The 13,503-nt window shown below is 31.3% G+C and carries 9 protein-coding genes; 8 read left to right on the top strand and 1 reads right to left on the bottom strand.

From position 1 onward, the window contains the following. Positions 1 to 145: 145 nt before the first annotated feature. Both IMX26_RS08555 and IMX26_RS08550 read left to right on the top strand, forming a co-directional pair. Positions 146 to 2,311: a stalk domain-containing protein gene (locus IMX26_RS08555; protein ID WP_195161252.1), complete on the top strand. Its 2,166-nt coding sequence runs from the start codon at positions 146 to 148 to the stop codon at positions 2,309 to 2,311. Between the two features lie 26 nt (positions 2,312 to 2,337). Further along, positions 2,338 to 4,470 (top strand): stalk domain-containing protein, encoded by a 2,133-nt coding sequence (locus IMX26_RS08550; protein ID WP_195161251.1) that lies wholly within the window; start codon positions 2,338 to 2,340, stop codon positions 4,468 to 4,470. A gap of 94 nt (positions 4,471 to 4,564) precedes the next feature. Here IMX26_RS08550 and IMX26_RS08545 read toward each other — a convergent pair whose 3' ends face one another. Continuing rightward, complete coding sequence (locus tag IMX26_RS08545) at positions 4,565 to 5,284, bottom strand: AraC family transcriptional regulator (RefSeq protein WP_195161250.1); 720 nt, start codon at positions 5,282 to 5,284, stop codon at positions 4,565 to 4,567. Between the two features lie 191 nt (positions 5,285 to 5,475). Between IMX26_RS08545 and IMX26_RS08540 the strand changes: the two genes are divergently transcribed. The 6 genes from IMX26_RS08540 (at position 5,476) to IMX26_RS08515 (ending at position 13,217) form a co-directional block, all read left to right on the top strand. After that, positions 5,476 to 5,877 carry a YbaN family protein gene (locus IMX26_RS08540; protein WP_243259332.1) on the top strand — a complete coding sequence of 134 codons (402 nt, stop codon included), beginning with the start codon at positions 5,476 to 5,478 and terminating at the stop codon, positions 5,875 to 5,877. After that, entirely contained in the window at positions 5,846 to 7,624 is a 1,779-nt protein-coding gene (locus IMX26_RS08535; protein ID WP_195161249.1) for an ABC transporter ATP-binding protein/permease, read from the top strand. The genes IMX26_RS08540 and IMX26_RS08535 overlap by 32 nt, the downstream gene beginning before the upstream one ends. 22 nt (positions 7,625 to 7,646) lie before the next feature. Continuing rightward, on the top strand, positions 7,647 to 9,284 hold the full coding sequence (locus IMX26_RS08530) for an ABC transporter ATP-binding protein (protein ID WP_195161370.1): 1,638 nt from the start codon (positions 7,647 to 7,649) through the stop codon (positions 9,282 to 9,284). Positions 9,285 to 9,976: 692 nt separating this feature from the next. Further along, positions 9,977 to 10,651 carry a GntR family transcriptional regulator gene (locus IMX26_RS08525; protein WP_195161248.1) on the top strand — a complete coding sequence of 225 codons (675 nt, stop codon included), beginning with the start codon at positions 9,977 to 9,979 and terminating at the stop codon, positions 10,649 to 10,651. A gap of 100 nt (positions 10,652 to 10,751) precedes the next feature. Further along, positions 10,752 to 11,720, top strand: a complete 969-nt coding sequence (locus tag IMX26_RS08520) for an aminopeptidase (RefSeq protein WP_195161247.1) — start codon at positions 10,752 to 10,754, stop codon at positions 11,718 to 11,720. 15 nt (positions 11,721 to 11,735) lie between these two features. Further along, positions 11,736 to 13,217 (top strand): leucyl aminopeptidase family protein, encoded by a 1,482-nt coding sequence (locus tag IMX26_RS08515; RefSeq protein WP_195161246.1) that lies wholly within the window; start codon positions 11,736 to 11,738, stop codon positions 13,215 to 13,217. The last annotated feature ends 286 nt before the right edge of the window (positions 13,218 to 13,503 follow it).

Genomic DNA, 13,503 nt, shown 5'->3' with positions numbered 1-13,503 from the left:
GTATTTTAATGGATAGTCATATATAACAGTTTTATTAAGGTTATTTATAAGAATATTGCTAATTATATGTAAAATACATAAAAGCATTTTATTGATAAAGTTCGCAACGAGCTATGGTATTTAGTATTAATAGAGGGGTGCTACAATGAAAAGATTTAAACGAACATCGCTGTTATTTTTGGCGGTATTGCTTATTTTAACAAACCTATTCAATTATGGTGTTATTATAGCTAATGCAAATAATGAGGTTGTTAACTCAGCATATGAAAAGCTGTATGGCTCAATAGCATTATATGTTGGAAGTACGCAAGCACTAGTAGAGAACACTGCTGTACCTGTTGATACTACTGTGAGTAGTACTAAACCTATAATTAGCAATAATCGTACTCTTGTACCTGTACGCTTTGTATCAGAAAAATTAGGGGCTTATGTAGCTTGGAACAGTAGTACTCAAACAGTATCAATGAAATTTAATAAAACACAAATTAGTTTACGTATTAATGATATGCAGATAAGTGTTAACAATACCAAAGTAACCTTAGATGTAGCTCCAATTATCTTAAATGGTCGCACTTATGTTCCACTTAGAGCAATTTCAGAGGCCTTTGGAAATCATGTATTTTACTACAAAAGGTTAATTGTTATAAGTGACACACCTATCTTTAATATTAATAATGATACTATGGTAATTAATGAAATTTGCAATTGGTTTAAACAAGGAAAATTCCCTAATTACATTAAAAAAGAGTTATCGCTACAAGAGATTGCTGAAAATGAGCAGAGTGTAGTAACTGTAATTGGTTATGATAAAAATGGTCAGGCTTTAATTCAGGGTAGTGGTTTTGCAGTTGCTCCTGGTCTTTTTGCTACCTGTCTTCATGTACTACAAGAATGTGAAAGCTATAAAATTGTAGATAGCTCTGGTAATGAGTATACTGCTGAGGGTGCTGTTGCTTATGCAGAGGGTTTAGATTTAGCTTTATTGAAGTCACACCAAGCTACTGATATTCCTATGTTATCTATAGGTGGTCTTGCTAATATCACTAAGGGTGACTCAATTATAACTATAAGCAGTCCAAAAGGACTAACAAATTCAATCTCTCAAGGAATTATTAGTAATGTTCATAGCCGCGATGGTGTTAGTATAGTTCAGTTTACAGCTCCTATAGCTCCAGGAAGTTCTGGTGGAGCTTTGTTTAATATGTACGGAGAGGTAATTGGGGTTATATCTTTTGGTTATGAAAATAGTGAGCTAAACTTCGCAATTCCTTCACAATATCTTGAGTATTGGTTAACATCATATCAGGGTAAAAACTTAAATGATATTGCCTTAGTAACACTACCCGAAGTAAAAGAAGATGATGATGGTAATAATGATGTACCACCCAATACTAAACAACTAACATCAACCTACGAAACCATGTTGGATTTTGAACCCATAGATATTGCATTTAACCCTACAAAACCACTTATATATGCCGCTGATAAAGGAAATAAGTTGCTATATGAAATTAACTATGAAACTAACAAAATATCCAAAATGCCCCTATCATATATGCCAGAGGCTTTAACATTTGCCAATGGTCAGTTATATGTTGCTTTAGCACATCAACCACATAGCCATACTTGGTGGCAAGAGGATCAAACAGGTACAGTACTCATTATAAATCCCAATACTTTTACCGTAGCAGATAGTTTAAGTGTAAGTATTGACCCTTTTGATATAGCTGTAGATAAACAAGGATATATCTATGTATCATCTGGCTCAGGTCAGTGGACAAATATTCATAGCTACTCACCAACTACTAAGTCTTTGATATCAAAAGCAAACGTATACCAAAAGAGTAACATTGAAGTTAATCAAGTAGAGAATAAATTATATGTTACAAGAATAGAGACTTCTCAACGTGAAATGGGCTATTACTCTTTATTGAATGGCCAAATACTGCAATATCAAAAATATAATAACCAGGGAAATGTTAGCATAACTTCTAAGTTAGTAACAGGGCCAGATGGTGCATTTGTGTTTAATAGTTGGGGAGTCATTTTTGACTCGTCATTGAGTTATGTTGGTAAACTAAGTTTTACATTTGTTGATATGGCTTTTAATGCTTATAACAACGATATATATACTATTGCTTATAGTGACATTATTTATGTGTATGATTACCCAAGTTTTGAGCAAAAACATATCTTAAAAGTTAACCGAGATGCAAAGCGATTATTTATTAAACAAGACCATTTGCTTACACTAGAGTTGAAAAATAATCGTTACTATTTTTCTGTATATAATCTTAACTTGAACTCATAGGTTTATTAAAATAAGAGGAGAAACCAATGCCATATTTTAAACGCACAGTAATTTTTATAATAGCTATTGTTTTAATACTGTCAAGCATGAGCTACTATCCTGTTAAAACAGCATTTGCCATTAGTGAGATTGAAAAAACAGCCTATGAAAAAATTAAAGATTCAATTACTTTATATGTTGGAAAAAAACAAGCTCTAGTAAAAAATATTGTTGTTCCAGTAGATAATAGCGTTAGTAGTACCAGACCTTTCATTAGCGGTAGTCGTACATTTGTGCCTGTTCGCTTTGTATCTGAAAAATTAGGTGCAAAGGTTGAGTGGAACGGCAACACTCAAACGGTCTTAATGAAACTTGGTGAAACATCAATTAAAATGAAAATCAATAAAGCAGAAATAGTAGTAAACAATAAGGCTATAATCTTAGATGTAGCGCCAATGATTTTAAACTCTCGTACCTATGTTCCGCTTAGAGCTATTTCCGAAGCCTTTAATAAACACGTATTTTATGATAGAAGCTTAATAGTAATTAGTGATTCACCTGTTATTAATAAATACTACGATACTTGGCTAATCGATGAAATTATTAGCTGGTTTAAACAGGGTAGCTTTCCCTGGTTTCATGAAAATATTGAGTTATCTATTCAAGAGATAGCTAAAAAAGAACGTAGCGTGATAACAGTTTTAGGTTATGATGAAAATAAAAAAGTAGTAAGCCAAGGTAGTGGCTTTGCCATTGCTCCTGGTTTATATGCGACCTGCTTACATGTTGTACAAGCTTGTCAAAGCTATAAAATTTTCGACAATCTTGGAAACGAGTACCCAGCAGATGGTGTTATTGCATACTCCGAAGAATTTGATCTAGCTATTTTGAAGGCATATCGTTTAACAAATATACCAGCCCTTACCTTAGGAAGCGTTGCAAATGTATTAAAGGGAGATGCTATTGTAACTATAAGTAGTCCCAATGGATTAATTAATACTGTTTCTCAAGGGATTATAAGTAACATTTATACAGAAAATGGTATAGATATAATGCAGATTTCTGCTCCAATAGCCCCTGGTAGTTCTGGTGGAGCTATGTTTAATAAACAAGGGGAGGTAGTTGGAATAACTGCAACTAAGTTAAATAATAAAGCCTTAAATTTTGCGATAGCAGCAGATTACCTTGAGCCTTGGTTAACAGAGTTTAAAGATAAATGGCCAAGTGAAATACCTTTAGTTAAACCCCCAATAATTGTAGATCCGCAGGCTACTCAACTAGCTGCTATAAATGAGTTTAAGCTTGACTTTAAACCAACAGACTTGCTGGTACATCCCAATAAACCACTTATTTATGCTACTGATAAAGTGAGTAAAGCCCTTTATGAAATTAACTATGAAACTAAAAAGTTAACTAAAATTACTTTTTCATATGTACCAGAGTCAATAATCTTTGCTAAAGAAGAAGTGTATGTTGCTTTGTTACATCATGAACATGAATCATGGCGAGATGTGCAAGATCAAAAAGGCACAATAGCTATAATAAATGCCACCACCTTTAAAATAAAAGATAAACTAGAAATAGGACTTGATCCTTATGATATTGCTGTTGATAAACATGGTAATATTTATGTATCATCGGGGTCAGGTGGATCAACATATTTAAGAAGCTACTCTCGAGCTACTAAATCTTTGATTTCATCTAAAATGATTCAACAAAAGAGTAATATTGAAATAAGTCCAACAGCTAATAGAATATATTGTATAGACACCAGTTATTATAAACATAAAATTGAATATTACTCTTTTTTAGATAATGGTGTGATTAATTATAAAAGCCCCTTTATTAACGATGATTATGAAAGGGACAAAAATTTTAAAATAACACCAGATGGAGCTTTTTTGTTTAATGGAGCTGGTTCTATCTTTTACCCTTCTTTAAGTTATGCTGGAGATTTAGGATATAAATTTAATGATATAGCTTTTAATCTTACTAATAAGCAAGTTTATACTAGTGCGTATAATGGTATTATTAGGGTATATGATTATACTACATTTGCTTTTAATCAAAAACTGCAAATTAATGGTGAAGCAGAGCGTTTATTTTGCAAAGAAAATAAGTTATATGTTTTAAAATCTGTAGATGACTCTTATTATTTTTCAATATATAGTATAAAATAAATATTAATAGTAAAGAGCCCTTCTTGCAAAAAGAGGGCTCTTTACTATTATAAACAGATAATAATAGCATGGTAAGTTATTAGTTTTGTTTTTTTTACATGCATATACTCTTGCGGTATTCCGATGGAGTTTTGTGAACAAAACGTTTAAAAATTGTAGAGTAGTAATTTTGAATATTAAAGCCTACTGCTACCGCTACATCAAGCAAAGATAAGCTGGTATTTGCCAGTAAATGTTTGCTTTTTTCTACCCTATAATTGTTTAAAAAATTAGTAAAAGTAAAACCTGTTTCTTTTTTAAACACCTTGCAAAAGTAGCTTTTATTCACAGCTAAATGATTACATAAATTATCTAAACAAATAGATTGAGTATAGTTTTCATGAATATATTGAATAGCTTTTTTTACGTGTATATTAAACCTTAAGTTACTCATACCTTTGCTAAATCTACTGTCTGCAATATTTAACATTATATATGGCAAATACTCGATACAACTTGGCGGTTTAAAAGCAATATTATTGTTATTACTTTTTTGGTAGCTAAAAGGTCCAATAATAAAGTACCCTCTATATTTGTTAAATCTAGATATATAAACAACTAGGTAGTTAATATCATTATTATAGCTTAAGGTAAGGTTAAGTAAGTCTTTAGAATCAAAATGAATATGTTTAAAAACCTCATTTTTATTAAGTATTTGTTCTAAAGCTGGCTTGTAGCCAACTCTAGCAATTTCATTAAAGTCAGTGTCTACTGCTAATACGGGTAAATTACAGCAGTTGTAAAAGTCGGTAATAATATTTTTTAGTATATTCAAGCTTATACCCTCCAAAACAAATTATATATAGTTATAAAAAAGCAAATATGCTTAAGCTTAACGCCGTAGAATAGTATAGAATAATATATAGTAATGATAATCAATATCAATAACATACTTATATTATCAATTACCTATAATAGTTTGTCAAATTTTATTATAACTACTAGCGCCATTATGGAGGAATCATTATGAAAATTATATTTTTAATAATAGCATTTATCTCTTTTTGTATAGGTTTAGTAGGAATAGTGTTACCTATTTTACCTACAACTCCGTTCATGTTACTTACATCATTTTGTTTACTTAAAAGTAGCGATAAATTAAATGCAAAATTTCAAAAAACTAAATTTTATCAAGAACATGTTAAACCCCTAAAAGAAAACAAAGGCATGACTATGAAAACAAAATTAATAATACTGATTCCCGTAATTATAATGTTATCTTTATTATTTATTTTTATAAATAGTTCAATAATGAGAGTTGTTATTGTACTTTTACTTATAACAAAAATAATAGTATTTGCAAAAATAAAAACACTAAAAAAGGAGGCTGTAACTAATGATGAGCAAAAGATTACTATCATTGAATAGTGCAGCAAAAAAGTGGGTAGCACAAACAGTATTGATGAAATGGATAGCTATTATTTGTAATATCTCAATAGTATTGTTTATTGGTTATATGGTAGATAAACTATACAGAAATGATTTCAATTTTAATTTAACACTATCCATTATTTTTTTAGCTTTTATGTTACTTATAAGATTTATTTGCCATAGATTATCAGCAAAATATTCTTATTATTCATCAGCAGAGGTTAAAAAATCATTAAGACAAAGCATCTACAAAAAACTATTATCATTAGGTGTTAACTATACAGATACAATATCTACATCATCAACAGTTCAAGTAGCTGTAGATGGGGTAGAGGCTCTTGAAGTTTATTTTGGAAGATACCTTCCTCAGTTATTTTATAGTGTTTTAGCTCCTATTACCTTGTTTGCAGTAGTGTCATTTATAAACTTAAAGGTAGCTACGGTGCTTATTCTCTGTGTTCCTTTAATACCTCTTTCAATAATGGCATTTATGAAAGTAGCTAAAAAACTGTTAGGAAAATATTGGAATATATATACAGACCTGGGAGACTGCTTTTTAGAGAATCTTCAAGGGCTTACAACGCTAAAAGTTTTTAATATTGATGAAGAAAAAAATAGAGAGATGAATGAGCAATCCGAGAGTTTTAGAAAAATAACTATGAAAGTACTAGCAATGCAGTTAAATTCTATTACTCTTATGGACTTAATAGCCTTTGGTGGTGCAGCTATTGGTGTATTGATAGCACTAAATGAATATTCGGCAGGTAATATATCTCCTGGTGCAGTTATAATAATTATCTTGTTATCTTCGGAGTTTTTTATTCCATTAAGATTATTGGGTTCTTTTTTTCATGTAGCTATGAATGGCATGGCTGCCAGTGATAAAATATTTAACCTTTTAGATCAAGCCGTGCCACAAGAGCAAGAATTAACAGAAAAAGAGCAAAAAGCGTTTAACAATATAAGTATAAACTTTAATAAAGTAGAGTTTAGTTATGATAAAGAACGAGCAGTATTAAAAGACATAAATCTATCTATTAAAAATAAAAAAATGATAGCTTTAGTAGGTGAAAGTGGCTGTGGAAAAAGTACTATCACTAACTTACTACTAAAATTAAAAACAGTAGATAAGGGAGAAATCACTTTAAATGGAATCAATATAAATAAAATTCCCTTTACTGAACTGAGAAAAAAAATAGGTTTTATAAGCCATAACTCCTATATCTTTAATGGAACAATAGAAGATAACTTAAGGTTAGGTAAATACAATGCTAGCGCTCAAGAGTTAACTGATGCTCTTAAAAAAGCTAATTTAGCTGGCTTTGTTAGTGAACTGCCAAATAAGTTAAAGACTAAGGTAGGTGAGGGAGGCGCTCTTTTATCTGGAGGTCAAAAACAAAGATTAGCACTTGCCAGAGTTTTAATATCTAATCCAGAGATCATTATTTTTGATGAGGCAACCTCTAATATTGATGTAGAAAGTGAAGAGAAAATATGGCAGTCAATATACGAATTAGCTGAGAATAAAACACTATTAGTTATATCTCATAGATTAGCCAATGTAAAAAAAGCAGATAACATATATGTATTGCATAAAGGAGTTATCATTGAGAGTGGTAATCATAATGAACTTATTAAACAAAAATCAAAATACTATGAGTTGCTTACACAACAAGAGAAATTAGAGAGTATATATAACAAAAGAGCAAACATCATTGAAAGTGAGGAACAGCTCTGTGGATAAAAGACAATCAGGGATTAAAATAATGGCCAGATTAATAAAAATTTTAAAACCCTTGGCACCCATAATGGCTATAACAATTGTTTTTGGAGTGTGTGGTTTTTTGGCTTCAATCTCCATAACAACCTTTGGGGCAGTAGCATTAACTAAAAAAATGGGAATAGATATGGGCTATACGGTAACTCAGGCCCTAAGTATTATAGTTGTTTGTGCTGTGTTAAGAGGTTTTTTAAGATATGTAGAGCAATACTCAGGGCACTATATAGCCTTTAAAATACTGGCCATTCTGAGAGACAAGGTGTTTAAAGCTTTAAGAAAATTAGCACCAGCAAAACTAGAAGCAAAGGAAAAAGGAAATCTAATATCTTTAATAACTAGCGATATAGAACTACTTGAAGTATTTTATGCCCATACAATCGCACCCATTACAATTGCTATAATAACTTCAGTAATTATTGCTCTTGTTTTAGCTAATATAAATATTTACTTCGGCCTATTATCAGCCTTATTTTTTATTATCGTTGGCTATATTATACCTGTAGTATCATCTAAATTAGGAAAAAATGCAGGTTTGGTATATAGAAATGAATTTGCTAAAACCAATAGCTTTTTATTAGACTCATTAAGAGGAATTAAAGAGATTCTATTATTTGGAGAAGGCGATAGAAGGCTTAACCAAATAAATAATAATAGTGAAACACTAAACTCTAAGCTAAAGGATATAAAATCTCATGAAGGTTTAATTAAAGCTTTAACCGACATGACCATTTTAATAGCTATTCTTACCTTTTTATTTGGGGGGGTAACTCTATATCAAAGTAATATACTAAACTTAGGTGAGGTTTTGGTAGCCATAGTATTACTAGCTAGCTCCTTTGGTCCGGTAGTGGCCTTAAGTAATTTATCCAATGATTTAATCCATACATTCGCATGTGCTCAAAGGCTATTTAACATATTAGATGAAACTCCTGCCGTAAATGAAATAGCAGGAGAAACAAAAATGCAGTCACATAATATTGCCCTAAATAATGTGGACTTTAGTTATGATTCAAGAGATAAATTATTAAGTAAAGTAAACCTTAAAATTAATAAAGGGGATAAGGTGGCTATAATTGGCCCTAGTGGCTGTGGTAAAAGTACTTTAATAAAGCTTTTAATGAGATTTTGGGATGTTAATTTAGGAAGCATAAATTTTGGAAACAAAAACATAAATACAATAGCAACTAAAACCCTTAGAGAAAACCAATCACTAGTGAGTCAAGAGACCTTTTTATTTAATGATACTATCAGTAATAATATAAAAATAGGCAATAAAAATGCAAGCCATGAGCAGGTCGTAAATGCCTGTAAAAAAGCAGCTATACATGAGTTTATAAAAACTCTACCAAAGGGTTATGATACAAAAGTAGGTGAGCTGGGTGGAAAATTATCATCAGGAGAAAAACAAAGGCTGGGTATTGCAAGAGCATTTATTCATGATGCTCCAGTACTTATTTTAGATGAACCCACAAGTAATTTAGACACCTTAAATGAGGCCGAAATACTCAAAAGCATAAACGATGAGTGTAAAGATAAAACCATAATAATAGTATCTCACAGAAAAAGCAGTGTTTCGTTTTGTGATAAAAAGGTATTTATATGTAAAAACCAATTATCATTATAACTGCTATGTTGTTACTATAACATAAGATATAAAATTGTTCGTCGGTAGGGAATTACCTCTGTGTGATTCCGTTGAGGATGCTTACGTAACCTTAGTGTTTTTTTGGTTTTCCAAAAAAAACATTACATTAATAGTATTAAGCTTGATTTTTAAAGCTCTTACTTAAATTTTATATGAACTATTTAATTACTTTTCCACACCTTTTTAGTGATTAAAAAAGGATACTTTATAGCTCTAAAGATAAATATTTTCTATTTCTTACCACTAAGGATACTAAGGACACAAAGAGATTATTGATGGATTTAGTTAATGGTAGTTGAATGTCAGGTAAATTGCTTAAATATACTCATAAAAAATTTCTTTGCCTGAGATAATATTATTGTAGGGTTACTATGTTTCTATAATTGATTATTTAGTAAAAGTAAATCAAGCAAGAATAATTATGGCAAGACCTAAAGTTTCCATCTTCGTAACCTTAGCGTTCTTTGTGGTTTCCAAAAAAAATTATATTAGTATATTAAGCTTAATTTTTAAAGCTGAGGCAATAATTGAACTTATAAGAAATACAGAATAATATCCTTTAGTATTTTAGTAAAACTCTTTATTCTATAGAATATAGTATTGACAAGAACAACTCAATATGTAATTATAAAAGCATCAATGCTAAATAACATATGAGGTGCCTAAGATTTATGGATAATAAAAATTCACTAAACCACTTTAAAATATCATCAGTTGGTAGACAACCATTAAATGTTCAGGCATACGAAAATTTAAAAGCCGCTATTATAAATGGTGATATTTCTCCAGGAACTAAGTTATCCGAGACAAAAGTTGCTCAAATGATGAATGTAAGTGCCACACCAGTGCGAGAGGCATTTAGACGTTTAGCCGCCGAAGGATTAGTTAAAAGCGTTCCATGGAAAGGTGTAATAGTTCAAGCTTTTTCTGTAAATGAAATAAAAGAGTCTTATCAGTGCCGAGAGGCTTTAGAAATGATAGCTGCTGGTTTAGCAGTTGAAAGCATAGATGATAATGGAATAGCTAAGCTATATACCCTATTAGATTTATCCCAAAAAGCGGATTCAGCTTCTCAATTAGTTAATATAAATAGCCAAATTCATAATCTCATTATGGACTATGCCAATAATAATAAACTTAAAACTACAGTTGATTTGTTTAGTGATGTTATTTTTCGAGATAGAAATGTTTCTGCTTACAGCTTAGAGCGAAGGTTAGATATATACAAAGAGCATTTAGAATTAATTAGAGCCTTAGAAAAAAGAGATAAAAAATTAGCAGAAGAGAAAATGAGAAGACATATAAAAAATGGATTAGAGTATATCTTAAATATAAGTAATAAGTAAAACGTATTCCCTTAAGGGGAATATATTTTTGCGAATATATTCTATAGAATATATTATATATAAAATAGTATATTCTATAGTACAATAAAGGAGGATTCATATGAAAGATGTATTAATGAGCAAAGGTGCCTTAAAAATTGTGGAGGTATGTGCAGGCGTTAAACCAGCTGAAAGTGTGTTAATTATTACTGAGCCTAAAATGATAAACATAGCAAAAAGTATTTTTTCAGCAGTGTATGCGGTAGGTGCTGAGCCTGTAATAGCTGTTATGGAACCACGCACCATCGATGGTCAGGAGCCACCAAAATCAATAGCTGCTGCTATGATTAATTCTGATGTTTTTATTGCGGCTGTTTATAAATCTATAACACATAGCAAAGCAGTTAAAAATGCAGTAGAGGCAGGCTCAAGAGGTATTATGCTTACCCAATTTGAAGATGAATTAATGATAAGTGGGGGAATAGAAGCAGATTTTAACAAGATAGCACCTGTTTGTAAAGCAGTAGCACGTGCCCTAGAAAATTCAAATGAAGTAAAACTAACAACACCACATGGTACAGATTTAACTTTTTGTGCAACAAAACGTAGAGGTAATGCCATGACTTGTTTAGTTCAACCTGGTGAATTTGCACCTATGCCAACTATAGAGGCCAATGTTTCACCCCTTGAAGGAACAGCAACCGGTACAATAGTAGCCAATGCCAGTATTCCATATATCGGTATAGGAGTGCTCAAAGAGAATGTAGTTGTTAAAGTTGAAAATGGAATGATTACAGCTATAACTGGAGGAGAAGAAGCTAAAATATTGTCTAAAAACCTAGCATCTAAAAATGATCCTTTAGTCTATAATATTGCAGAATTAGGGGTGGGGCTTAATCCAAACTGCAAATTTATGGGTTTAATGCTCGAAGATGAGGGTGTATACGGATCTGTACATATTGGTATTGGTACCAATATAACGCTTGGTGGAAACCTTAAAGCTGCCTGTCACTATGATTTAATAATGACAGAAGCAACTATTATTGCTGATGGAAAAACAATACTAGAAAATGGCGTTGTGTGTGTTTAAAAAGGAGAGAATACAATGAAAATAAATATTAAAACACAATCACAACTTGTTAACGTAGAAACAAGAATTGTACTTAATAACAGTAATGGTCAAACATCCGAAGTTAATTCAACAATTATTAACATAATGGGAAGTCTCAAAAACAATAATAAAGTTGAAACTGCAATTAAAACATACAACCTAATAAATTCAAATCAAGCAAGTAAAGTTATTAGTGCAACAATAAATGCTAATACGACTAATGCTGAAGAGGTGCGTTTATTAGCAGGAAAAATTAGAAAAACCACAGAAACCCTTGAGTCTCAAGATGTTGCTGTTAGCTTTTTAAATTATTGTTGGCAGATTCCTTTTAAGAAATTTATACCAGCCTTTGTTGAGGGCTTTATGCTTGCTGGTTATATTTATGATAAGTATTTAAGTAAAAAGAAAACAAATAGTGTTAAAAATTTAACTATTATCGTTGCTAATAAAGATTTAGATTTAGTGAAAGCTTTAGTAGCTGAAGCGGTGAATTTAGTGAAATGGACCTGTGTGGCTCGTGATTTAGTTAATGAACCTGCAAACTTTCAAACACCTGCAATGTTAGCTGAGCAAGCTCAAAACCTAGCTAAAGAATGCGATGTTGAGTGTGAAATTTTTAATGAAAATTACCTTGCTGAAAAAGCAATGAAAGCAGTATTAGCAGTAAGTCAGGCCTCACCTAATCCCCCACGTTTAATAGTTTTGCGTTATCGTGGTAATCCCCAAAGCTCTAAAATATTGGGTCTTGTTGGTAAAGGTATTACCTTTGATAGTGGTGGTATGTCGCTTAAAGGTAAACAGCGTTTGTATCAAATGAAGCATGATATGGCTGGCTCTGCATCTGTAATTGCAGCTATAGGTGCTATAGCTAAACAAAAGTTATCAATTAATGTTACTGCTGTTGTGGCGGCTTGTGATAATTTACTATCAGGCAAGTGTTATAAACCAGGTGATGTTATAGGATCAATGGCTGGCAAGAGTATTCTAATTATTAGTACAGATGCCGAAGGTCGTTTAACATTAGCTGATGCCATTACTTATGCAATTAGCTGTGAGAAGGTAACTCGCATTTTAGATATAGCAACTTTAACTGGTGGTGCCAGAAAAATGTTTGGTGGCATTATCAATCCAGTATTATGCACCAGTGAAGATTATTTCTCTGTTTTGCAAGAAGCCTCTCTGTATTCAGGTGAAAGATTTCATTTAATGCCAATGTTGCAAGAAGCCCGTGATTTACTAAACTGTAATATTGCAGATATAAAAAACTCATCAAGCTCAGAGTATATGAAGATGATAGTTGGTGGAATGTTTATTTATGAATTTGTCAAAGAACTTGATATACCATGGTTGCATATAGATATTGCTGGGTCTAGCTTTTCTGATAATGATTTGCCGTATAGTCCCGCTGGAGGCACTGGCAGAGCAGTACGCAGTATTTATCATTTAACAAAAATACTAGCAAGAGAAAATCAATAAGCAGTTATTTTTTATTTAAAGTATTAGGTTATTTCTAAAGATTAAAGAAACAAGATTATTAATTATTACTCAGAACTTACGTTAATGATTAGGGGGGGGATATTATTAATCTTGTTTTTTTTACGTTTATTGCTTAATTTATTTCTACTCATGTTGTTACAAATATCTTAGCACAATGATTAAGTTGAAACTAAAATGTTTGTATAATATATGTTCACAACTGAATTACTCTTTAAATATAGTCATGCTTATGATTTAATAAAATTAGCTAATTACATAAATCAAA

It is taken from the genome of Clostridium sp. 'deep sea', from assembly GCF_014931565.1.
GTDB lineage: Bacteria > Bacillota > UBA994 > PWPR01 > PWPR01.
Note: the sequence above shows the minus strand (reverse complement) of the source record. Positions and strands in the feature narration are given on the sequence as shown.

Bases quoted from the DNA above. Each gene is read 5' to 3' on its own strand.
- IMX26_RS08555 (WP_195161252.1), top strand. From the start codon at position 146: ATGAAAAGATTTAAACGAACATCGCTGTTATTTTTGGCGGTATTGCTT.
- IMX26_RS08520 (WP_195161247.1), top strand. From the start codon at position 10,752: ATGAAAGATGTATTAATGAGCAAAGGTGCCTTAAAAATTGTGGAGGTA.
- IMX26_RS08540 (WP_243259332.1), top strand. From the start codon at position 5,476: ATGAAAATTATATTTTTAATAATAGCATTTATCTCTTTTTGTATAGGT.
- IMX26_RS08550 (WP_195161251.1), top strand. From the start codon at position 2,338: ATGCCATATTTTAAACGCACAGTAATTTTTATAATAGCTATTGTTTTA.
- IMX26_RS08530 (WP_195161370.1), top strand. From the start codon at position 7,647: ATGGCCAGATTAATAAAAATTTTAAAACCCTTGGCACCCATAATGGCT.
- IMX26_RS08515 (WP_195161246.1), top strand. From the start codon at position 11,736: ATGAAAATAAATATTAAAACACAATCACAACTTGTTAACGTAGAAACA.
- IMX26_RS08525 (WP_195161248.1), top strand. From the start codon at position 9,977: ATGGATAATAAAAATTCACTAAACCACTTTAAAATATCATCAGTTGGT.
- IMX26_RS08535 (WP_195161249.1), top strand. From the start codon at position 5,846: ATGATGAGCAAAAGATTACTATCATTGAATAGTGCAGCAAAAAAGTGG.